Here is a 21341-nt window from a genome sequence, read left to right as displayed (position 1 = left end):
TACTTGGGACTAACGCGCCGCTCTCGACACCGCTCATCCTAGGGTTGCCGTAGCGGTCACGGTGCCATCGGGGCGACGAACCTTGGCCTCGTCTTCCTCGATGCCGACGGTGAGTCGAGTCGGGGCCGTCACGGCGGCGCGGAACCGGTAAGAAAACCGCTTACCAGTGAAGTCTGCGCCCGTGTCCGCAAACGCCTGAGCCATAAGCAGGGCTTGTAATGGTCCGTGGATCACCAGGCCGTCATGTCCGGCGCGGCGACAGAAGTCGCGGTCCCAGTGGATCCGATACGGGTTCGCTGTCAAGGCTGAAAAGGTCACTAACAGGGGCTCGGTTACCAGGAAGCCGTTGCTGCCGGTGTAACCGGCGCCCTCCGGCGATGGACCTGCGGAGCGAGTCGGCATAAAGACGTAGTCCTGCTCGTCGACAAGGCACTCCCGGCCGCCCTGGGACCACGTGGACCTCATTGTCACGAAGTGGAGCAGGCCGCGACGACCCTCCTTGTCGGTGATTGAGGCCACCTTAGTAGTGCGCGAGGTCTCGCTGTTGAGAGCCAGTGGGGAGATGGTGCGCACGCGTCCGCCCGCGAACATCCTCATCATGCCCGGTTCTGGGGTGATCGGTGAGCCGATCACGTAACCGTCCTCGTCGAGGTTGCCGGGGACGACTGGGTCGAGGAGGAGCACCCAATGCCAGCACGGCGGGACGACTGCGCGGGGTTCTTGGGAGCCGAGTAAAGCCGCTAAGCCACGCAGGTCGGCTGGGCGCAGGATAGTCATTCCGCCAGGCCGTACAGACGGTCGCCGGCGTCACCCAGGCCAGGGACGATGTAGCCGTGTTCGTCGAGATGATCGTCCAGGCCGGCGACGATGAGGTGACAGGGGACGTCAAGGTCCCTGACGAGCTTGCGGAAATTCTCAATGCCTTCAGGGGCAGCCAGGATGCACAGGCAGGTGATGTGGTCGGCGCCGCGGCGGACCAGGAACTCGACAGTGCCGCCTAAGGAACCGCCGGTAGCCAGCATCGGGTCGAGGACGTAGCACTGACGGCCAGAGAGATCCTTGGGGAGACGCTCAGCGTAGGTCATCGGTTGGAGGGTTTCCTCATCACGGGCCATGCCCACGAAGCCGACCTCAGCTGACGGGATGAGGCGCATCATGCCCTCGAGCATTCCCAGGCCGGCGCGCAGAATCGGAACCACGAGGGGCTTAGGGCGGGTCAGGGCGACGCCCTCGGTGGCGGTGAGTGGGGTGGTGACGGTGGTTGGCTCGATGCGCACCTCGCGGGTGCCCTCGTAAGCCATGAGGGTGACAAGTTCCTCGACAAGCTGGCGGAAAACCGGGCTGGGGGTGTCTACCGAGCGCAACAAGGTCAACTTATGAGAGACGAGCGGATGATCCATGACGTTGAGTTCCACGAGTCCAACCTTGGCACATGGGGGCGCGTTGGTAGCATTCGGCTCCCCGTCTGGTGAGTGGGCCTTAAGTATTGGCAGGAACGGACAGTGGGGCCGGGTAGGGGAGCGTGGTGCTTCCTGAGAATGTGGCGGGTAAATCGGCCTTGCGACTGTTTCCCCGGCGAAATGTCTGCAACGATGGAGACGTTCGCCGCCCCAAGGAGGTCGTCATGTCCCGGTTCAACGATAACGAGTTCGTCCCCGACGATGACGTCGATGACTACGATGATCTCGACGATTACGACGAGTTGTCTGATGACGACGACTACGGCGATGACGGGGACGACGATTACGACGATGATGACTATGACGACGATCTCGAGGACGCCAGCGAGGATGAGATCGACTTTGTAGTAGCCCTCTACAACGATGACGGTGAGCGCGTCGCAGTTCCTATGGAACCGATGCTCGCTAATGACTTCGATGAGCTCATCACCCAGCTGAGGCGTTTGCCCGGTGATGCTGGGGCTGTCGGTATGGTGTCCATCGATCACCAGTTTTACGTCATCGTCCGGGTGCGTGGCCGAAATGTGCAGGTCTTTCTGTCCGACGCGACCCAGGCCAACGATTGGCCGATAGCCCGCGATGTCGCTGATTTCCTCGGTGAGGACATTCCTGATCCCGATGACGATCCCGAGACCATGGGTGACGGCGACATGCTTGCTGATGCTGGGTTGGGGGAGTTTGACATGGAGGCTTTCGCTGACGCTGACGAGGACTCTGACGAGATCCTGTCCGACATTGCTGCCCGGGTTCATTTCGGGCCGCAGTTCGAGCGGGCCGCTAACGCTTCGGCGCGCTGACCTGTGGCCGGTCCGGTGCCGGGTTGGCGTCAGGCCATGACCCAGGCCCTTGACGTGGCGCGCCGCGCCGCCACGTGGGGTGACGTTCCCATCGGCGCGGTGATTCTCGGCGCTAACGGCGAAGTCCTTTCCGAAGCCGGCAACGAACGGGAGCGCACCGGCGACCCGACGGCCCACGCGGAGGTGCTGGCCATCCGTCGTGCTGCGGAAGCCCGTGACGGCTGGCGTCTCGGTGATTGCACCCTCGTCGTCACCTTGGAACCATGCACCATGTGCGCCGGAACCATTGTTGCTGCGAGGATCCCGAGAGTGGTTTTTGGAGCCTTTGATCCGAAGGCCGGTGCCGTCAGTTCCCTCTTCGATGCCATGCGCGATCCGAGGTTGCCACACCGGCCGAAAGTGGTCACAGGTGTGATGGCCGAGGAGTCGTCTGCTCTGTTGCGCGAATTCTTTGACGGACATCGGGCCTGTACCGTGGACGGGTGACCAACACGACGACGGAACCGACACCCGCAAGATCCGGGGCGACACCAGAGCCCGGGGAGAAACGCGTCCGGTTCCCCCGTACTCGGGCATACATCCAGCGCCATGAGTTCCTCGCTTCAGTGACGAAGGTTATTAGTGGCACTGGCCTGGCTCAGCTGATTGCAGCTCTGGCCACCCTCTACGTCACCCACCATATTGACCCAGCTGATTGGGGTATCTACGGCGCCATCATGGCGGTATCCCAGTTCGTCATCCCCGCTGCCGCGCTGCGCTACGACATGGCCATCGTGCTGCCTCGTGACGATTCGGAGGCCAAGCGGGTATTCCGACTGGCGACCCGCATCAATGCCATCGTTTCTGGGGTCGCGATGGCAGCGATGGTTCCGCTCGGTCCCTACCTCAGCGGTCTGCTGGGCAAGCCCCAGGCCCGGTGGTGGTTGTTGGCGGTGGGCCCGATCACCTTCACGTATGCTCAGGTGAACGTTGTGAACTTCTGGGCTAATCGGCGTAAACGTTTCGGTGTCATCGGGACCAATGCGGTGTGGTGCCAGTCGACGACGGCGGCGGGAAGAATCGGGTCGTGTGCGGTCTGTCTGGGGGCGTTCGGCCAGGTGATCGCCACCTTCTTGGGCAAGTGTCTGGCTCTTAACAACTTCCGGCGTCAGTTGGGCTCGGACCTGCGTGGCATCAAGGAGGCAGAGGTTCCGCTACGCACCCTGATGCGTAAGTATCGTCAGTTGCCGTTGTTGACGGCGCCCAATGTCATCGTCGACGCTATTCGTCAGCAGGGCGTCAACATGATCATCATGGTGAGGTTTTCGACGTCGGGATATGGACGGTTCTCGATCGCGTGGACCCTCATGCAGATGCCAGCGTCCGTCATCAACCAGGCACTATCCCAGGTGTTCTTCCAGAAATTGTCGGTTTCTGATGCCGGGAGGTTTTACCAAACCGTCAAAAAGTCGGTCGTGAGGTCCTTCCTCATCGGCATTGTGCCGTTCGGGTTGCTGTACTTACTCATCCCACCGGTGCTTCCGTGGCTGTTGGGTGCGAAATTTCACCAATCGGCGGACATTGCGGTGGCGCTGGTGCCGTGGCTCTTCGTCAATTTTGTCACCTCGCCGATCTCAAATATGTTCATCGTGACCCGAAACAATGGCATCGCGCTGGTTTTCGCGATCGTGTATGCGGCGGTACCGCTGACATACCTGAACCTTAGTCACCTGTCGATCGTCGGTACGATCTATCAGATGTCCTTCATCATGGCCGGACTCCTGGTGTTCTACATCGGGCTGGCGCTTGTGGTGGCAAAGAGGTTTGACCAGAAGAATGTGAAGTTGGACGGCGAGGTCGAGGCTGCGTAGGAGGCTGAGGTCACAAGTGAGGACGAGTGCAACCGTCCCTGACACTCTCGACGCCTACCCGATGCGTTCCTGACATTCGGATTTTGGTGTGTGGCGACGGATTCGCTACCCTTATTTACGGTGACGTGTCTGAGCGGCCGAAAGTGCCCGCCTCGAAAGCGGGTGTAGCGAGAGCTACCGAGGGTTCAAATCCCTCCGTCACCGCCAGCTGGGTCCCGGGGATATGCATCCCCGGGACTTCGTTATGTGGTGCCGCCCGTCGCCCTCAGGGTGCGCCCCCGTTCCTGTTGCGGAGGAGCGGTTGGTTCACACGTGCAAGGTTGCTGTAATGCACAGAAGTATGGGAAAAGGCCCCCTTATCTTCGTTTTGGATAAAGCGAGGTTCCCGTATGATCTAGTCAAGGCGGCCGTGGATCGTTGTCGTTCTAGGATGAGGCTTGACATGGCGTTATCTCAAAAATTCGATAATCTGCTGGGGATTTTGGGTGCGGGTGCGTTCTTCATCGGCGTCGTTGTCTTTGTCATGGCCCCGTTCCTCATAGTTCCAGCGGTTTTCGCCTTGGTATTTCCCGGGTGCTCTCTGGACTCACCGTGGACCTGGCAGACCGTCATTGTGGGGGGACTGGTGCTATTTGCCCTAGGAATAGGTGTTTCCTTGCTCATGGGGGTGTTGGCAAGAGTTATCGCCCCATTGGGCCATCTGGTGGTCAATAAAGTCACCAAGGAAAGCCTTGAGTTTCTTGTGCTCTGGTGGTTTTACTCCACTCTCATGCAGCCGGTCAGCTACGCCTTTGGCGCCAGCGTTGTGGTGACGATCGTTACCGCCGTCACCGAACCCATCCTTGATAGGGCTCTGCAACGACAGAAGCACGCCACCAGCCAGTCTTAGGGCCCAGGACGCCGATGCTCGCTCCAGCAGAGGTTTGATCGGTCAAATCAGAGCATCGCGGGACCGCCATCCCTATCATCACCTGGCTCCGATCACTGATCTGCGTCCTCAGCTGCGAAGAACCCGTTTGCTCGGTTGCAATAATGGAAGTCATGCAGCCAGCCGATCTCGCTCTATTCCTCGGCGCTGTCGTCGTGTTGCTCGCCGCTTTCGCAGCCCGGATTGGCACTCGTCTGGGACTGCCGGCACTATTGCTGTTCTTGCTGGTTGGCATGCTGCTCGGCCCGATCGGGTTCGGTATTAACTTCAACGATTTAGCTGGCGCACACGCTATTGGTTTTGCTGCTCTCGTGCTCGTCCTTGCCGAGGGCGGACTCTCAACGAACTGGAAGGACATCCGACCAGCCTTGGCCCCGGCTGCCCTGCTTGCAACCGTTGGCGTCGGGGTCTGTTTTGGTGTCATGACGCTGCTCGGCCACTATGTGCTCGGTTTGCATTGGAGCGTCGCCGCCTTGCTCGGTGCAGCCACTGCACCCACTGACTCTGCCGCAGTCTTTTCGGTACTGCGCGGGGTCTCGTTGCCGAATCACTTGAGGTCTGTGTTGGAGGCCGAGTCGGGCCTCAATGACGCCCCAACCGTTCTCGTCGTCATTGCCCTGACGGGAGTGGCCACCGGGGAGTCGAACGCCGGTGTCCTTCCGCTACTCGGATCGATCGCCGTCCAACTCATCGGCGGCATCCTCGTCGGTCTGCTCGTGGGGTGGGTAGCCGGCAAGGTCAGTCGGCGTATCACCCTGCCATCGGGCAACCTGTACGCTATCGCCGCGATGGCATGGGCCGTCACTGCCTATGGCACAGGAGCGTGGATTGGCGTCTCCGGGTTTTCGGCCGTCTACATCGCCGCCGTCGTCATCGGCAACGGCGATCTTCCCTACCAACACACCACCAGGTCCTTCTCAGAAGGCATCGCCTGGATCTGCCAGATCGGCCTATTCGTCATGCTCGGTCTGTTAGCCAACCCCGATCGCCTCACCTGGGGTTCGGTCGGGGTAGGCATCGCTGCCGGTCTGCTGCTCACCCTCGTTGCGCGCCCAGTGGCTGTGGCCGCCTGCACGATATGGTTCGGGTTCGAACGCAACGAACTGCTCTTCATGTCGTGGGCTGGCCTGCGCGGCGCCGTGCCCATTATTCTGGCAACCATCCCAATGGCGTCGAATATGGATCGTGCGGACAAGTTCTTCGACGTTATCCTGGTTCTCGTTGTTGTCTTCACCTGCATCCAAGCCCCAACTCTGCCTGCCGCCGCGGATATTCTCGGCGTCGTCGATCCCCAGATGGCTAAAGATGTCTCCATCGAGGTTGCGCCCCTCGACGAGATCGCTGCTGACTTACTGCAGGCCGACGTGCCCAAAGGGTCGCGTCTGGCTGGGGTGACAATCCGCGAACTGAGACTTCCACGCAACTGCGTCGTTTCCCTTATCATTCGCGGTGACAGATCCTTTACCCCGCACGCCGGAACAGTGCTGGAACAAGGTGACGAGTTGCTAATCGTCGTGCCCCAGGGGAAGCGTCGGACCGTCGCTGAGAGGCTTATCGAGATCAGTCGGGGCGGTCGTTTGGCACGCTGGCACGGCCTGCGGGTGCAGACTGCTGACTGAGGAGCCGCTGCGCAAGAGTTCCGGTAAGCCCTAGGAGGGCTGTTCCCCCGGCGACGCGAGTATGGATGGAGTCGGTGAGGGAGATGGCAGACACACCGACCCGTTGACTTTCACTGACTTCGGCGCAGTCGTCTTGAAGTTTGGGTCGCGATCGCTGAGTACCACCTCGACCTCATGGTCGACGCGCTTGGGATCTGACTTCACGACCGCCCCCGGGAAATAACCGGCAACTAGCCCCACCTCGGGGTTTTTGGCGTCCTGACCGATGATGGTGACTTTCTTGACGCTCGGCTGACGGTTAGACACCGAGTCGATGACGAACCCTACGTTGGTGAGCTGCTTGGATACGCTCCCGGCCAGTCCACGGGTGTGTCCCGAGTTGTACACCGAAACCGTGATGTCTTGGGTCGTCAGTTCGCCGTTGACGTCCTGATCGACGCAGGGAATAAGAGGCGGCGGCGGGATGGGGGCACTCACGGCCTTCCATCCGGCGCGGATGGCCACTGCGATGAGGAGGACGAGGGCTAGCAGGGTTAACGGGGTCCCCGCCATCCTCAGATAGTGGCGACGTTCATCGAAAGTCATGACGGCCATTCAGGTCAAGGACACGAGCGTGCAGGGTCTGACGCTGTTGCAGTGCGGCACGCAGAGCGCGATGCAGGCCGTCCTCTAAGTAGAGGTCGCCATGCCAAGCTACGACGTGGGCGAAGAGGTCTCCATAAAAGGTGGAGTCATCTTCGAGGAGATTCGCCAAGTTCAGGGTGCTCTTTGTCGTGACGAGCTGGTCCAGACGCACCTGAACGGGCGCCAATTGGGACCATTTCTTCTGCGTGTACCCGTGGCTAGGGTATGGACGGGAGTCACCGACACGTTTGAAGATCACAGAACGATCCTACAAGCTCCTTGTGATCCTGGCAGATGGGCCCACGGGAGCATGCGACAGGCTGAGAAATACACCCACTGGATGCTGAGGGTGTCACTACGTTCGGGTTGGCAGCCAACAAAACAGCCTTAAACAGGATGGTCAGTGCGATCAACGCATGCTGATGTCGGGTCTCGGATAAAGCACTTCGATCACCGTTGGGTGCGTCTTACTTCGAGACGCGCCCGGCGACGTTGCGTCAGTTGCACAGCACGGTATGACAAGCTGAATAAAGAGTACGCGTATGCGCGTACGTTCCAACCCCCTAGCGAGAGGTCGATACATGGACATCAGTGCCATGGATCCCAAGGACATCCCCGGACTGTTCGACGCCGAAGTCGTCGGACCGGACGGCGAGAAGGTCGGGACGATCCAGCAGATCTTTGCCGACGAGGTCACCGGAGCTGCGACCTTTGTGACCGTGCTTTCGCAGGGCCATGAGTACTTCATTCCGGTGCGAGGCGCCGAATACTCCACTAGCCAGGTCAACGTCCCGTTTAGTCGAAACCTCATCGAAACGGCTCCCGAGGCGTCCGAGGAAGACGATCTCTCGCGCGACCGCGAGGCCGAGGTTTACGGGCATTACGGCATGGAACCTGCTCGTCGTTCTGGCTTGGAGATTAGCGATGACGACGACATAGCCATTGCCCATCCCGGACGTGGTGCCGTCAGCGAGTCTGACATTGTCGAGGCCGATGTGGTTGACGACTCTGAGCCTGATGCCGACGAGGCTGGTCAGGACACTGTCGTCACCCCGATCGTCGTCTCCGAGGCCGGCTCTGACGCTGAGGATACCGATGACGACGAAGAGAACCGTCCCAAGGTGCTCAGCGACGATCACGGTGACGAGGAAGCTCACACCGTCGATTCCGCCCCGGCTGTGGGGCTGCCTGCCGGTGCCAAGCTGCGTCGCTACGTCGTCACAGACCTGGTGACCGTGCAGATCCCGGTGCGCCGTGAGGTGGTGTGCTGGGAGGATTCCGAGGGCAATATCCACGACTTCGACAAGGTTGAGGCGCCTGAGGAAGCTAAGAGGGCTGGGGTTCCGGGTCAAGCGACCTGGTGGTTCAACGACGGCCCGGAGGCTCCGGCTGGTTGATGCCTTAGAAGTATTGAAACTAGCGTCGGCCCCCCGATCCACCAGGGATCGGGGGGCCGACGCTGTCACAATCTGCTGCGATGGTATTCGGTCAGGAGACCTTCGCATAGGTCACGTCGGCAACGCCAGCGCTGAGCGACGAGATCCGAGAGAAGGCGGCCGAGGAGAGGTCTAGGCAGCGACCAGAGACGTAGGGTCCACGGTCGTTGACGCGCACCACGACTGATTGTCCATTGGCTTTGTTAGTGACCTTGAGGCGAGTGCCGAAAGAGTAGGTCTTGGAGGCAGCCGTCAGGGCTGACGAGCTGAAGGATTCACCGGAGGCGGTCTGGGAATCGTCGTAGAAGGAAGCCTGGCAGCTTCCAGCTATACCACTCGTGGAAACGTCGGGGGACGTGTTGCGCGCTGGACGGGCAGTCGAGCGGGAGGTGCTCGAGGAGTGCTCGGAGTGATGCTCCGCGTGCTTGTACGTGGAGCTCTTCTCGGCCGCTGCGGCTCGCTGGTAGTCGGCCTTCGATTTGAGCAGTCCCAGGGTGACGGCGTCGGTCACGCCAGTCTGCTTGAGAGCGTTGGCCCTCTGGAACACCTTGACGGCGTTGGTAGTGATCGGGCCATAGGGCAAGCCGACCCACTTGGCCGGGAAGTAGTTGAGGGTCGATAGGTCGCGCTGGACAGCCTTCGAGCGGGCATTGTGATCGCCACGCTGGGCGTAGATACCGACCGGACGGTTCATCTTAGTGATGTAACGGGTGGCCACCCAGGCAGTCTTGCCGCGGTAGTTGACAGGAGTCCAGCCCCGGACATCCTCGCCGATAATAAGGAGCTTGTCGCCGGGACGGAGGAGCCCGTAGCGTCGATACTCAGTGCTGTGTCCAGAACGGACGTTGAGGTGGACGCGAGTAAGCGCGAACCGAGCGGTGTACGTCGTGGCGCGTTTGGCCTGTTCAGCCGGTGCCTTCTTGGTGTGCTGGGTGGGAGCCTTCTCGGCATGAGCCCCAAGGTTGCCGGCAGGGGCGGCGTGAGCCTCCTCGGCGATGGTGCCCATGACGGCGAGACTCGCCGCAGCGGCCAGAGCGACGGTGCGCTTGAGAGTCGTCCCGGCGTTGGTCGAGGTGTTGGTCATGTGATGTTCCTTCCGAGCGTTGCCGCAGGTTTAAAGGGCTTGATGAACTGTACGTGTTCCTGAGAGATTCTCAAAATTTGCTCAGTATAGGTGAGTGGGTGTCACGCGGTAGTTTCAAGTGAAGACGCCGCTGAGCCCTTGCGACAAGGCGCGATGGTAGGTGGAGCAAGACTGGACTAGGGCAGAAAACTGAGAAAATACTGAAGGGACGGTCTCGCTCCTTCAACTCCGCGATAGTGACGACGATGGCCTTGGGAGAGGGAACGAACGCTAGAACCGACGTGAGGGCGTCGGGACCTCATAGGCTGATCCCATGACGTGGAACCGCAACATTCCTGGCCTGCTGACCGATGACGTTCGTCTGAGGGTCCCGCTGAATCGCAGCAATCCTGACGATTTGCGCACTATTGAGGTGTACGCGCGTCTGGTGGCCACCCCCAACGGAACCGACAAGCCCTACCTGGTCTTCCTGCAAGGCGGTCCGGGGTGTGAGTCTCCCCGCCCGACTTTGCGTGACCCCGGGTTTCCCGGTTGGCTGTCGCGCGCGTTGGAGGACTACCAGCTTGTTTTGCTCGATCAGCGCGGCACGGGATTGTCGTCTCCGGTGAGTGAGCCAGTGGGGGATGCGCCTAGTCAGGCCGAGTACCTCACCCATCTTCGTGCCGACGAGATCGTTGAGGACTGTGAGGATATTCGTCGACACCTCGGGATCCAGAAGTGGGCGGCTCTGGGCCAGTCCTTCGGTGGATTCACGTTGCTCAGGTATTTGTCTACCTACCCGGAGTCGTTGTCGGCTGGGTACTTCACTGGTGGTCTGTCGGCGGTCGGGCGATCCGCTGACGATATCTACGCAGCCTGCTACGAGCAGCTGCGTGCCAAGTCGCTGGAGTATTACAAGCGCTTCCCCGGGGACAGGGTGCGGTTCGCTGAGTTGGCGGCGTTGGCGAAGAAAGGCGAGATCGCCACCCCGAGCGGTGACGTCGTGTGTCCATCACGACTGCGGTCGCTGGGGCATGTGTTGGGCGCTTCGGGCGGGGCAGAAAAGCTGCACTACCTGCTGGAGTACCCGCACACTTCGCGGGCGTTCCGTCATGACCTGGCCGAGCTGCTGCCCTACGACGGACGTAACCCGCTATATGCCGTCATTCATGAATCGTCCTATGCCGACGGTGTGGTCACCGATTGGTCGGCTGCCCGGACGCTACCTGATGACTTCCGGGAGGACCCTACCCTCCTGACGGGTGAACACGTCATGCCGGAATGGTTTGACACTGATCAGGAGTTGCGGCCTTGGAAGGAGGTAGCTGACCTCATTGCGAATCATCCGTGGCCAAAGTTGTACGACCCCGACGTGCTCCGGACTGCTGAGGTGCCGTGTGCTGCGGCGGTGTACCACGACGATGCATATGTGCCGCGCAAGTTCTCTCTCGAGACGGCAGCCCTGCTGCCGCAGATGCACGCCTGGGTGACGACCGAATACGAGCATAACGGGTCGAACGCCTCAGGTGGGGCGGTGCTTGACCGTCTCATTAAGCTCGCGAAGGGTGAGATCGTGAGGTGAGATCGGGTTGGCTGGTGGGGTCGGCGGCGATCCGGCATACTCCATCAACCTCGGCCTACGACAGGAAAGATGAATGACCATGAACGACATTCCACAGGCTCCTACCACTTGGTGTGACCCCGACGATGTCGGTGCCCCGCTCCCCGAGACCGACGAGGTGGAGGCTGATCCGCAGACCGTGCAGATACCGCCCGCAGAGTCCTTCGAGGTGTTGCGTCGCGCCAGCGAGGAGGAGCTGCGAGCGCAAGAGCGAGGTGAGCAGCTCAATCCGTTGGAGTCCGGACGAGCCGCGATCACCATTGCCTTGACCCCGCTATGTCAGCTTGAGGGTGCCGTCATGCTCGGCGTCAGCTTGCTAGAGGCCGTCGCCAAGCGGGTTGAGCAGGTCGACGAGGATGCGGTGGAGGCTTATCTACCAGACTGGCTTTTTGACCACGACAACCTCACCGCCGCCGACGTTCCTGGGCTGCTTGTCGAGCGAGTACGTCGTGACTTGGCTGACCCGATTGTCGTCTCCACCATGGGGGAGGAGGCCGTCGAACAATTGCGCAGCGGCTTGTCGGCAATCCTCGCAGCCCAGCGTCATGACGCCGCCGAGTTCTCCCGCCACGTCAATCCTGACGTCGACCCCGAGTGGCTCATTGACGGCTGTCAGGAGATCTGTGTCGCTCTGGCCGCCCATGCCGCGACCATCGGCTGGCAGCGCCCTGAGGTCGATGTCTCCAACGTCTTTGCCAGCCTTGACATGGTTAGCGAGCCCGACCTCGTCCGTACCCTGCTGAGGCAAGCCTAACAATGACCGGGGAACAGCTCGCGCATTGGATCGAGGAGTCGACGTCGACAGTGTTTTTCGGCGGCGCCGGAATGTCCACCGAATCAGGTATTCCGGACTTTAGCTCGGCTGGCGGGCTTTACACCACTCAGCATGACCTGCCCTTCCCCGCGGAGTACATGCTCAGTCACAGCTGTTTAGTTGAGCATCCCGCGGAGTTCTTCGACTTCTACCGCACCTACCTCGTCCATCCTCAGGCCAGGCCCAATGCTGGTCACCGTGCCCTGGCTGCCCTGGAACGAGCCGGGCAAGTCTCAACAATCATCACCCAGAATATCGACGGTCTACACCAAGAAGCTGGGTCTCGTCAGGTGATCGAGTTGCACGGGTCGGTGCACCGCAACCGCTGCCTGGCTTGTGGGCGGGCCCATCCACTTTCGGTGATCATGGACGCTCCTGGAGTCCCGCGGTGCTCGTGTGGGGGATGGTGCGTCCCGAGGTCGTTCTTTATGAGGAATCCCTGCGGAGCCAGGATCTCGACAACGCCACTACCGCGATCAGTACTGCCGATCTGCTTATCGTTGGAGGCACTTCGCTCAACGTTTACCCGGCCGCAGCCTTGTTGAGGTTCTTCCGCGGCCGGCACCTGGTTTTTATTAACCGTGAGGCCACCGGCTACGACCGGGCCGCCGACCTTGTCATCCACGATGGCTTAGGTAAGACGTTGTCTGCGGTTCAGCGTGCCGTGATGCCCTGACGGGTGGCCCTCGTGTGTGGCTTCGGCCTACCCCCGCATAGGCGGGGAATACACCAGCCGACTACGACTGATGCAGGAGCAGTTACCAGATACGAGTGTACTCGGTCTAACGTGTCGAAGCTCTGCGGCGCCGCGCAGCTGAACTCCACCCTGGCCGGAGTGTTGAGGTCTGACCTCGATTGTTTGGCCTCCGCATGAGCTTCAGCCCGTCGAAGTCGACCACTTCCCAGTCATGGCGGTGCACCCGGAACTCGAAGTGTTGTTCACCGCGAACCGTATACACCAAGATCGCGCGGCCATCCCGGCGCATCTCGATGACCCTGTCCCACAGTGCATCCCTGACGCGAGCCGGAACGTGACCGACGAAAACTCCTGGGCTGATCTCGAGCAGCCATCGGGTGAGATGTCCGCGTAGATCCGCTGGACATGCGGTGAGGACAAGTACGGTCATGATTAGCCCCAGGACCTTCCACCGGCCACTACGCCTTCCCGGTCGTCCCACAAGTCGACGATGTCCCAGCCGTATCCCTCGTCAGGATCACCGGGGGCGTCCAGGAGGACGTGGATGTCCTGCACACACTTGGTCAGTAGTTTCGACTCGTGGAAGGCATCGCGCATGGCTCGTCGAGTGACCCCAGCAAGGTCATCGATGTCGCCAGTCGCCGCACCTGACTCGGTCAGGAGTACCATCGCCTGATGGGTGACATTGGTTCCTGGGCCGAGTAGCAGCGCTCCGATGATCGACGCCGGGACATGTACCGTCCCCCCGCTGGTTTGATGCCGTGATGGCATTGGAATCCCGGTTGACAATGCAGTGCTCGATGTAGATGAATCACAGCTCGCCGCCGACCCCCGCAGCGGCGGGGAGGACACTCGAGATGCGGACGACACGCAACTCAACTGGCTCACCTCTGCATGGGCAGAGCACGCCCCAGGCTACCGGAGCCATGTACACGAATCGTGCGTGGTTAACTCACTTCCACGCTCTGACGGGCGACCTCGAGGAGCTCGCCGGAGGCCACCAGGCGGTGGGCTTCGTCGATTTCGGGGGCGAGGAAGCGGTCTGGCCCGGGGCCAGGAATGGTCTGGCGCATTCGTTCGATGACGTCGGCCACCAGCTTCGAGGGCTCCAAACCGCGCATTTGGATGGCTTTGGCGGCGGTCAGGATCTCGATACCAATGACTGCTCCCATACCGTCGATGGCGCGGCGCAGTTTGCGGGCAGCCGACCATCCCATCGAGACGTGGTCTTCCTGCATGGCTGAGGTTGGAATGGAGTCCACTGAGGCCGGTACGGCCAGTCGCTTCATGTCCGAGACGATGCCGGCCTGAGTGTACTGAGCGATCATATGCCCGGAGTCGACGCCGGGATCGTCGGCCAGGAAGGGATGTAGGTCACGGTTGCGGGCCGGGTCGAGCATGCGGTCGGTGCGGCGCTCACTCATCGACGCGAGGTCGGCTGCAGCAATCGCCAAGAAGTCAAGCACATACGCCACGGGGGCGCCGTGGAAGTTGCCATTGGACTCTACCCTCATGTCGTCGGTGATGACTGGGTTGTCGACAGCCGAGGCCAACTCGACCTTCGCTACCTGCAGGGCATGGGCCATCGTGTCGCGGACGGCGCCGTGGACCTGTGGGGCACAGCGCAAGGAGTAGGCGTCTTGGACTCGCTTGGCGGCACCTTCACGACCGGCCTGGATGAGGTCAGAACCTTCTAGCAAAGCGAGAATGTTGGCGGCCGAGGTGGCCTGGCCTGGATGGGGCCGCAGGGCCTGAAGGTCAGGGGCGAAGACCCGATCAATGCCGCACAGCGCCTGGACGGTCATTGCGGTCGCCAGATCAGCCGTCGGAACGAGAACGTCGAGGTCAGCTAGGGCCATGATGAGCTGGCTGAGCATGCCGTCAGTGCCGTTAATGAGGGCCAGCCCCTCCTTCTCGCGCAGGGACACAGGCTTCAGCCCGGCCTGGGCCAGGCCGGTAGCCGCATCGACTTCGTCACCGTCAGGGGTGAGGACGGTCCCTTCGCCGGTCAGGACGAGGGCACAGTGGGCTAGCGGGGCGAGGTCGCCCGAACAGCCAAGAGACCCATATTCCCCCACGACTGGGACGAGCCCGGAGTTAAGCAGATCGGCGTAGGCAGTGACGACCTTCGGACGTACGCCGGTGTGGCCAGATGCCATCGTCTTGAGGCGCAGGGTCATCATGGCGCGGATGACCTCGCTCTCGACCCGCGGTCCGGTCGACGCGGCGTGAGAACGGATGAGTGAATGCTGCAGAGCCACGCGGTAGTCACGCGGCACCCGGGTCGAGGCCAGCGCACCGAAGCCGGTGGAGATGCCGTAATGAGGGGTGGGGTCGTCGGCCAGGCTCTCGACGAGGTCAGAGGCCCGTTTGACCCGCTCTATCGCGTCCTCTCCCACGGTCACTTGGGCTCCCAGCCGAGCGACTGCGACGACGTCGCGGGGAGTGAGCGGGGCACCGGCGTCAACGGTGGTTGGGTTCATGGTCATCCTTTCTTGGAGCCACGTCGTCGTGGCGATTGTGTCTGTGATGGTCAGGGCCCGTCGTCTCCGATGCAACCAACGTGGCCGATCCGCTGCCGAACGGCGCCGGGCCGAGGGTAAGCGACGATTCTGATGTCAGCCGTCGAGTCGTAGCCTTGGTTGGTCCAGCCTAAGGAACCGGCCCGCTTTGCAAACCCGGTCGATGAGGGGGACACCTGGGCGATACATGAGGTGCAGCCACGACGGGGCGGCCAAGCTCACCAGATCGGCGCGGGCGCCAGGTTTCACCACGCCCACGTCATCGCGGTGAAGTGCCGCGGCACCGCCTGCAGTCGCTGACCAGAGGGCCTGCTCTGGCGTCATACCCATCTCGCGTACCGCGATGGCAAGGCAGAATGGTATCGACGAGGTGAATGCGGTGCCGGGATTACAGTCGGTAGCCAACGCGACCGTCACACCTGCGTCAAAGAGGCGACGGGCGTCAGGGTAGGGCTGTTTGGTGCTGAACTCTGCGGCCGGAAGCAGGGTCGCCACAGTTCCGGTGGCCTTGAGAGCGTCAATGTCTTCATCGGACAAGAAGGTGCAGTGATCGACGGCTGCCAGACCCAACTCGCAAGCTTGTGGGATGACCTCGGAGGGGCCTAGCTGGGCTGCATGGAGGCGCAAGCCCAGCCCGGCATCCGTGCCAGCGCGCAGGATCTCGAGAGTCTGGTCGGGGTCGAAGGCGCCGGTCTCGCAGAACACATCAATCCAGCGCACATAGGGGCGCACGGCGTGCAGCATCTCGCCACACACCAGACGGACATACTCATCAGGCTGGCACTCAGGTGCGACGACGTGAGCGCCCAAGAAGGTGACCTCGTCAGTGTGAGAACTGGCCACACGCGCCAGCTTGACCTCCGTCTCGACATCGAGCCCGTACCCCGTCTTGGCCTCAACGGTCGTCGTCCCGCTGCGTGCCATTTCGTCGAGGATCCCGGTCATGACGGCGTCGAGGAACCCCATGGGAGCCTCCCGAGTGCGCCGAACAGTGCGCAAAATCCCGCCAGCCTCGTACCTCTGCCCGTTCATCCGCGCGTCGAACTCATCGCTCCGGTCACCGGCGAAAACCGGGTGGCTGTGAGAGTCGACGAAACCTGGTATGACGCAGGCTCCGGCCATATCGGACTGGTGATCGGCCGCCGGAGCCTGTGCTGACGGACCTACCCAAGCGATCCGATCCCCGCAGATCACGACGGCTGCATTGCGGATTTGTCCGAGCTCGTCAGTACCGACAGATGGATCGTTGGTAACAAGCAGACCGATGTTATTGATGACGATGCTCACGAGTCACGGCCTCTCAGTTCGTCTAATACGTGGCGCAGGTCCTCGGCGACTGCGGCATCAAGCCGGTTCCACTCCCCAGCGACGATAGTGGCCGCTACGTCATTGGCTGTTGCCACTAGGGGCCAGCGCGTCGGGTCCACCCCGGCCAGGCGTGCTGATGACGGCTCGACGACGACAATATCGGCGGGGTCCCCGGCGGCCAGCCCAGCGGATCCAGGCCCGGGTGTGGAAGTCTGGCGTGGAAGCGGCTCAGCTGCCGGACGGAGACTCTCAACCCCGTTTCGTGTACCGATTTTCCACAGCGCCTCACAACCAATGACACCGCGCGTCCCGGTGACCAAGCGAGCAGTGGATTCCAGCATCCGCAATTCGGTAAAGGGGTCGGTAATGACGTCCTCGTCAGTCCCAATTGCCATGCGCACCCCGGCATCCTGCAGGTCCTTGACCCGCGCGATGCCGTCACCCAGATCGGCCTCGGTGGTTGGACACAGTGAGACGACGGTATCCGAAGCCGCGATCATGGCGATGTCGCCGCCGGTCAGATGGGTGGCATGGATGATGGTAGTGCGGTCGGAGAGCACCCCAGCTCGGTCCAGCACTGCTGTCGGCGTCAGGCCATGTGCAGCCAAGCATTCGGTGTTCTCGCGGGGCTGCTCGGAGACGTGGATGTGAATGGGTACACGTTCCGGTAGTCCACTTACAGCTGTGGCCATCTCGTCGGGGCTGACGGCCCGCACCGAATGTAGAGCTGCGCCCACCGTCACCAAGGGGGAGTCGGGCAGAGCATCACGCAGCGCGCGCCAACGCTCCAACCACCCCTCGACGCTACCGTCACCAAACCTCTTCTGGTCTACGCCAAGGGACGCTCCCGGTCCGGCGTGCAGGTAGCAGGTGTCGAGGACAGTGATGCGAATCCCGGCTTCAATGGCGGCGTTGACAAGGGCTAATTCCATCGCATGATCGCGATAGGGCGTCCCGTCAGGCTGGTGATGGACGTAGTGGAACTCACCTACGCTGGTGTATCCGGCCGCCACCATCTCAGCAAAGGCAGCTCGCGCCAGTCGGTAGTAGGAGTCTGGGTCGAGACGGTTGGCTAGTCGATACATTTCGGTGCGCCAGGACCAGAAATCTTCGCCCTCCCCGGCCCCGCGCAGCCCGCGGTGGAAAATATGGGAGTGAGTATTGGCGAATCCCGGCACAGCGACCCCATCGAAGGTGTGTCGATGAGGTTCGGCCCCTATCGTCACCGCAGTGATGACGCCGTTCTGGCTTTGGACGCGCACGTTGTGCGCAATCCGCCCCTCTACCAGGGCGCTCGGGAAAAACCATGTGCTCATTTGACGAGCTCCTCTAGCACGGTTTGCAGCGCTTCGGCCCCGGCTTCGCAGTCGGCGTCACTCGCTGATTCTGCGGGGCAGTGAGAAGCCCCGGTGGGATTGCGGACGAAGAGCATCCCGGTAGGCATCGTCGTCGCTAACGTTGCGGCGTCATGGCCAGCCCCGGTGGATAGCTGGGGGATGTCCTCGCCGAGGATCTGTAGCATCCGCGCGCGCAGGTCGAATGCGGTGCGATCGGTCCACGACTCGCGGGTCCAGACAACCTGGCACCCCTGCTTGTCAGCGGCAGTTTCTGAGGCCTGCTGGATGTCCTCGACGACTTTGGTGACGGTCTGTGATTCCTCGGCTCGGCAGTCCAGCCACATCGTCGCGGCCGAGGCAATGACGTTGGTACCACCTGGCTCGACGTTGATCCGCCCGACCGTCGTCACGCAACCCTCGCGTTCTGCTGCCTCCCGGGCTGCCAGTATGGTCTGCGCCATCGGGACGACCGGGTCATGACGATCGGGTATGAGGGTCGTTCCGGCGTGGTTTCCCTGGCCGGTGAACTCGGCACGCCAACGTCCATGTGGTCGTACCGCGGTGGCAATTGCGACCGGGTGTCCCACATCCGCCAGACCTCGCCCTTGCTCAACGTGCAATTCAACAAAGCAGGATGCCTCAAGCAGAACGTCGTCGGGACCCATGAGATCGGGGTTCAAGCCGGCCTCTCGCCACGCGTCCGGCAAGGACTGCCCATCTCGAGCGACGAGCGTGTGGGCCTCAGCTTTGCTGAGCTTGCCCGACGCCAGCCGCGACCCCAAACAGGGCATTCCGAACCGGGCGCCCTCTTCGTCAGCCATGGCGACGACTGCGAAAGGTTTCGCCGGCATGATCCCGGCTTCTTGCATCTTCGCCACAGCCACCAATGACGAGACGACGCCGAGAGGCCCGTCGTAGGCTCCACCGCCGGGCACAGAATCCAGGTGGGACCCCGTCAGGACGGCGTCGGGACCCGGAGTTCCCCACCACGCCCAGATGTTAGCGTTCGCGTCCGTGACGATCGCCAGCCCCAACTCGGTGGCCTTTGCGACGAACCATTCCCGCAGCGCCACCTCCTCGGGACGTAGGCAAAACCGCGAATAAGAGCCGTCCTCGTTGCGTCCAATCGCGGCGATTTCAGCCAGCAGACTGGCAGCAGTCCAGGTCGTCATCACTTCACCAATCCGTCAATAAGGGCGTCATCTACCAGGTAGGGCAGGGTGATTTGGGCGTCGTTGTGCTCGTGGTTGAACTCGGTGGCCGTCTCGATGGAGTGAGCGTTGCGGGCCCAGCCGCGTCGCGCCACCCCGCACATGACATCCCACAGCAGAGAACTGCGAATGACGTTGTCGACCCGCTCAGAGCCGTCCAGGACGAGCCCGAACCCGCCGTTGATGGCGTTACCAATGCCGGTTCCGCCGCCGTTATGTAGGGTCACCAGACTCATGCCGCGGGCGGCATTGCCGGCGAAGCACTGGGTAGCCATATCAGCCATGACGTTAGAGCCGTCCTTGATGTTGGCGGTCTCACGGAAGGGAGAGTCAGTCCCGGAGACATCGTGGTGATCACGTCCCAGCATGACCGGTCCGATCTCGCCATCGCGGACCATCTTGTTGAATCGCAAGGCGATGTCCATACGGCCTTGAGCATCTTGGTAGAGGATGCGCGCCTGGGTGCCCACGACCAGGTTGTTAGCCTCGGCGTCACGGATCCAGATGTAGTTATCGCGATCCTGGCCGCGGCGATTCGGGTCGATGCAATCCATCGCGGCATGGTCGGTGGCAATGAGGTCCTCGCGCTTGCCGGACAGGCACACCCACCGGAACGGCCCGTAGCCGTAGTCGAAGAGTTCCGGGCCCATGATGTCCTCAACGTAGGACGGCCAGATGAACCCGTTGCGGGCGTCCCCGTCCTTGGCGATCTCGGTCACCCCGGACTCAAAGACGGTGGCCATGAAGGCGTTGCCGTAATCGAAGAAATAGGTGCCGCGGTCGGTGAGGGTGCGGATGAGCTCGTAGTGCGTGCGCAAGGATTCGTTGACGCGGCGGGCGTATTCGTCACGATCGCGGGCCAACAGTTCGGTGCGCTGCTCGAAGGTCAGCCCCTGCGGGCAGTAACCGCCGTCATAAGCGGCATGACAGGAGGTCTGGTCCGATAGCAGCGGGATGTTGATGTTGTTGTCGACGGCGTACTTCAACAGATCGACGATGTTGCCGTGGTAGGCGATGGAGATTGGGGTGTGTTCGTCAATGTGTTTTTTGGCTAGCGCGAAAACTTCGTCAAGGTCGTCAGAGACGTGACCCACCCAACCCTGATCCAGTCGGGTCTGGATGCGCGACATGTCGACCTCGGCAATGATCCCGACGGCGTGGGCGATCTCGGCGGCCTTGGGCTGGGCCCCGGACATGCCACCGAGACCTGACGAGACAAAAAGCACCCCGGAGAGATCCCCGTCAGCGGGAATTCCCAGCCGGATTCTTCCGGCGTTGAGAATGGTGTTGAAGGTGCCATGGACGATGCCCTGCGGGCCAATATACATCCAGCCGCCGGCGGTCATCTGTCCATAGTTCGCCACCCCCATCTCCTCACAGATCTCCCAGTCCTTCTGGTTGTCGAAATGGCCGACCATGAGGGAGTTGGTGATGATGACACGCGGGGATTCTGGGCGCGACGGGAAAAGCCCCAGCGGGTGACCGCTCATGACGACCAAGGTGGTGTCCTCGGTGAGCTGGGAGAGGTATTTCTTGATGAGCCGGTACTGCAGCCAATTCTGGCAGACGCTACCGGTCTCGCCATAGGTGACGAGTTCGTAGGGATAGAGGGCGACGTCGAAGTCGAGGTTATTGTCAATCTGCACCTGGAAGGCCTTGCCCTCGGTACAACGACCCTCGTAATCGTCGATTGGGCGTCCCTTGATATGCCCGGCTGGACGCCACCGGTAAGCGTAGATGCGGCCATACGTACGCAATTCCTCGAGGAACTCCGGAACAGCCTTCTCGTGCAACTCCGGGGGTAGATAACGCAGAGCATTGCGCAGCGCGATCTTGGTCTGATCGGGGGTGAGGTGGAATCCACGCGATGGGGCTCGACGGATACCGGGTTCGAAAACCGGGTCAGGGGGGAACTCGGCGTCGAGTTTGATCGTCATAGCTGCGGTAGTGCTGCTGTTGTCGTACATCGTTTGCTTCCCCCAATACATTCTTGGTGTCGTTGTGGCGTGACGATCCTGGCGAGGTCGCACACACAATTGCCATGGGCGAATCGC

The 21341-nt window shown here is 61.6% G+C and carries 20 protein-coding genes, 1 tRNA gene and 1 pseudogene; 10 read left to right on the top strand and 12 right to left on the bottom strand.

Translation table 11 applies throughout. The features are described from left to right. Window positions 1–33: 33 nt before the first annotated feature. Window positions 34–777: a MaoC/PaaZ C-terminal domain-containing protein gene (locus CPA42_RS11570; RefSeq protein ID WP_002516309.1), complete on the bottom strand. Its 744-nt coding sequence runs from the start codon at window positions 775–777 to the stop codon at window positions 34–36. Further along, window positions 774–1400 carry a uracil phosphoribosyltransferase gene (gene upp / locus CPA42_RS11565; RefSeq protein ID WP_002519548.1) on the bottom strand — a complete coding sequence of 209 codons (627 nt, stop codon included), beginning with the start codon at window positions 1398–1400 and terminating at the stop codon, window positions 774–776. The genes CPA42_RS11570 and upp overlap by 4 nt, the downstream gene beginning before the upstream one ends. A 224-nt stretch (window positions 1401–1624) precedes the next feature. Between upp and CPA42_RS11560 the strand changes: the two genes are divergently transcribed. The 6 genes from CPA42_RS11560 (at window position 1625) to CPA42_RS11530 (ending at window position 6654) form a co-directional block, all read left to right on the top strand. Further along, the gene (locus tag CPA42_RS11560; RefSeq protein ID WP_002516258.1) at window positions 1625–2257 is read left to right on the top strand and encodes a tRNA adenosine deaminase-associated protein; all 633 of its coding nucleotides are present in this window, start codon (window positions 1625–1627) and stop codon (window positions 2255–2257) included. Between the two features lie 36 nt (window positions 2258–2293). Continuing rightward, window positions 2294–2743, top strand: a complete 450-nt coding sequence (locus CPA42_RS11555) for a nucleoside deaminase (RefSeq protein ID WP_002519547.1) — start codon at window positions 2294–2296, stop codon at window positions 2741–2743. After that, window positions 2740–4107, top strand: coding sequence for a lipopolysaccharide biosynthesis protein (locus CPA42_RS11550; RefSeq protein WP_002519546.1), 1368 nt, complete (start codon window positions 2740–2742; stop codon window positions 4105–4107). The genes CPA42_RS11555 and CPA42_RS11550 overlap by 4 nt, the downstream gene beginning before the upstream one ends. A gap of 119 nt (window positions 4108–4226) precedes the next feature. Next, window positions 4227–4314: transfer RNA gene (locus CPA42_RS11545), tRNA-Ser, on the top strand. A gap of 133 nt (window positions 4315–4447) precedes the next feature. Continuing rightward, on the top strand, window positions 4448–4996 hold the full coding sequence (locus CPA42_RS11540) for an Asp23/Gls24 family envelope stress response protein (protein ID WP_002519719.1): 549 nt from the start codon (window positions 4448–4450) through the stop codon (window positions 4994–4996). Between the two features lie 143 nt (window positions 4997–5139). Beyond that, window positions 5140–6654, top strand: a complete 1515-nt coding sequence (locus CPA42_RS11530; protein WP_002516317.1) for a potassium/proton antiporter — start codon at window positions 5140–5142, stop codon at window positions 6652–6654. Between the two features lie 30 nt (window positions 6655–6684). Here CPA42_RS11530 and CPA42_RS11525 read toward each other — a convergent pair whose 3' ends face one another. Further along, the gene (locus CPA42_RS11525; RefSeq protein ID WP_002518212.1) at window positions 6685–7248 is read right to left on the bottom strand and encodes a LytR C-terminal domain-containing protein; all 564 of its coding nucleotides are present in this window, start codon (window positions 7246–7248) and stop codon (window positions 6685–6687) included. Next, entirely contained in the window at window positions 7226–7537 is a 312-nt protein-coding gene (locus CPA42_RS11520) for a type II toxin-antitoxin system VapB family antitoxin (RefSeq protein ID WP_002516339.1), read from the bottom strand. The genes CPA42_RS11525 and CPA42_RS11520 overlap by 23 nt, the downstream gene beginning before the upstream one ends. A 322-nt stretch (window positions 7538–7859) precedes the next feature. Here CPA42_RS11520 and CPA42_RS11515 point away from each other — a divergent pair, with 322 nt between their 5' ends. Then, window positions 7860–8675: a hypothetical protein gene (locus tag CPA42_RS11515; RefSeq protein ID WP_002516219.1), complete on the top strand. Its 816-nt coding sequence runs from the start codon at window positions 7860–7862 to the stop codon at window positions 8673–8675. 91 nt (window positions 8676–8766) lie between these two features. Here CPA42_RS11515 and CPA42_RS11510 read toward each other — a convergent pair whose 3' ends face one another. Next, complete coding sequence (locus CPA42_RS11510; RefSeq protein ID WP_002516261.1) at window positions 8767–9798, bottom strand: septal ring lytic transglycosylase RlpA family protein; 1032 nt, start codon at window positions 9796–9798, stop codon at window positions 8767–8769. 313 nt (window positions 9799–10111) lie between these two features. On the opposite strand from CPA42_RS11510, the gene CPA42_RS11505 reads away from it, so the two are divergent. The 3 genes and pseudogenes from CPA42_RS11505 (at window position 10112) to CPA42_RS13315 (ending at window position 12888) form a co-directional block, all read left to right on the top strand. Continuing rightward, complete coding sequence (locus CPA42_RS11505) at window positions 10112–11359, top strand: alpha/beta fold hydrolase (protein WP_002516176.1); 1248 nt, start codon at window positions 10112–10114, stop codon at window positions 11357–11359. 73 nt (window positions 11360–11432) lie between these two features. Continuing rightward, window positions 11433–12152, top strand: coding sequence for a hypothetical protein (locus CPA42_RS11500; protein ID WP_002516301.1), 720 nt, complete (start codon window positions 11433–11435; stop codon window positions 12150–12152). 2 nt (window positions 12153–12154) lie between these two features. Further along, a pseudogene (locus CPA42_RS13315) lies at window positions 12155–12888 on the top strand (NAD-dependent protein deacylase). Window positions 12889–12994: 106 nt separating this feature from the next. Here the strand turns inward: CPA42_RS13315 and cas2e are convergent. The 7 genes from cas2e to CPA42_RS11460 all read right to left on the bottom strand — a co-directional run bounded on the left by cas2e (window position 12995) and on the right by CPA42_RS11460 (window position 21275). After that, complete coding sequence (gene cas2e, locus CPA42_RS11490; RefSeq protein ID WP_002516265.1) at window positions 12995–13339, bottom strand: type I-E CRISPR-associated endoribonuclease Cas2e; 345 nt, start codon at window positions 13337–13339, stop codon at window positions 12995–12997. 2 nt (window positions 13340–13341) lie between these two features. Further along, a complete protein-coding gene (locus CPA42_RS11485; RefSeq protein WP_002519540.1) occupies window positions 13342–13680 on the bottom strand; it encodes a hypothetical protein in 339 nt (112 codons plus the stop codon). Between the two features lie 176 nt (window positions 13681–13856). Further along, window positions 13857–15398: a histidine ammonia-lyase gene (gene hutH, locus CPA42_RS11480; RefSeq protein WP_002519539.1), complete on the bottom strand. Its 1542-nt coding sequence runs from the start codon at window positions 15396–15398 to the stop codon at window positions 13857–13859. Window positions 15399–15527: 129 nt separating this feature from the next. After that, entirely contained in the window at window positions 15528–16718 is a 1191-nt protein-coding gene (gene hutI, locus CPA42_RS11475; protein ID WP_002516336.1) for an imidazolonepropionase, read from the bottom strand. Beyond that, a complete protein-coding gene (locus tag CPA42_RS11470; protein ID WP_002516248.1) occupies window positions 16715–18055 on the bottom strand; it encodes a formimidoylglutamate deiminase in 1341 nt (446 codons plus the stop codon). Before CPA42_RS11470 ends, hutI begins: the two co-directional genes overlap by 4 nt. Beyond that, complete coding sequence (locus CPA42_RS11465; RefSeq protein ID WP_002516352.1) at window positions 18052–19248, bottom strand: allantoate amidohydrolase; 1197 nt, start codon at window positions 19246–19248, stop codon at window positions 18052–18054. Before CPA42_RS11465 ends, CPA42_RS11470 begins: the two co-directional genes overlap by 4 nt. Beyond that, window positions 19248–21275: a urocanate hydratase gene (locus tag CPA42_RS11460; protein ID WP_002525310.1), complete on the bottom strand. Its 2028-nt coding sequence runs from the start codon at window positions 21273–21275 to the stop codon at window positions 19248–19250. The genes CPA42_RS11465 and CPA42_RS11460 overlap by 1 nt, the downstream gene beginning before the upstream one ends. Window positions 21276–21341: the final 66 nt, after the last annotated feature.

Origin of the sequence: Cutibacterium acnes (assembly GCF_003030305.1) — a bacterium.
Taxonomy (GTDB): domain Bacteria; phylum Actinomycetota; class Actinomycetes; order Propionibacteriales; family Propionibacteriaceae; genus Cutibacterium; species Cutibacterium acnes.
The sequence above is the reverse complement of the archived record's forward strand: the minus strand, read 5'-3'. Positions and strand labels throughout refer to the sequence as shown.

Coding starts and splice junctions, on each gene's coding strand:
- CPA42_RS11570 (WP_002516309.1), bottom strand. CDS start 777: ATGACTATCCTGCGCCCAGCCGACCTGCGTGGCTTAGCGGCTTTACTC.
- upp (WP_002519548.1), bottom strand. CDS start 1,400: ATGGATCATCCGCTCGTCTCTCATAAGTTGACCTTGTTGCGCTCGGTA.
- CPA42_RS11560 (WP_002516258.1), top strand. CDS start 1,625: ATGTCCCGGTTCAACGATAACGAGTTCGTCCCCGACGATGACGTCGAT.
- CPA42_RS11555 (WP_002519547.1), top strand. CDS start 2,294: ATGACCCAGGCCCTTGACGTGGCGCGCCGCGCCGCCACGTGGGGTGAC.
- CPA42_RS11540 (WP_002519719.1), top strand. CDS start 4,448: ATGGGAAAAGGCCCCCTTATCTTCGTTTTGGATAAAGCGAGGTTCCCG.
- CPA42_RS11530 (WP_002516317.1), top strand. CDS start 5,140: ATGGAAGTCATGCAGCCAGCCGATCTCGCTCTATTCCTCGGCGCTGTC.
- CPA42_RS11525 (WP_002518212.1), bottom strand. CDS start 7,248: ATGGCCGTCATGACTTTCGATGAACGTCGCCACTATCTGAGGATGGCG.
- CPA42_RS11515 (WP_002516219.1), top strand. CDS start 7,860: ATGGACATCAGTGCCATGGATCCCAAGGACATCCCCGGACTGTTCGAC.
- CPA42_RS11510 (WP_002516261.1), bottom strand. CDS start 9,798: ATGACCAACACCTCGACCAACGCCGGGACGACTCTCAAGCGCACCGTC.
- CPA42_RS11505 (WP_002516176.1), top strand. CDS start 10,112: ATGACGTGGAACCGCAACATTCCTGGCCTGCTGACCGATGACGTTCGT.
- CPA42_RS11500 (WP_002516301.1), top strand. CDS start 11,433: ATGACCATGAACGACATTCCACAGGCTCCTACCACTTGGTGTGACCCC.
- cas2e (WP_002516265.1), bottom strand. CDS start 13,339: ATGACCGTACTTGTCCTCACCGCATGTCCAGCGGATCTACGCGGACAT.
- CPA42_RS11485 (WP_002519540.1), bottom strand. CDS start 13,680: ATGCCATCACGGCATCAAACCAGCGGGGGGACGGTACATGTCCCGGCG.
- hutH (WP_002519539.1), bottom strand. CDS start 15,398: ATGACCATGAACCCAACCACCGTTGACGCCGGTGCCCCGCTCACTCCC.
- CPA42_RS11470 (WP_002516248.1), bottom strand. CDS start 18,055: ATGAGCACATGGTTTTTCCCGAGCGCCCTGGTAGAGGGGCGGATTGCG.
- CPA42_RS11465 (WP_002516352.1), bottom strand. CDS start 19,248: ATGACGACCTGGACTGCTGCCAGTCTGCTGGCTGAAATCGCCGCGATT.
- CPA42_RS11460 (WP_002525310.1), bottom strand. CDS start 21,275: ATGTATTGGGGGAAGCAAACGATGTACGACAACAGCAGCACTACCGCA.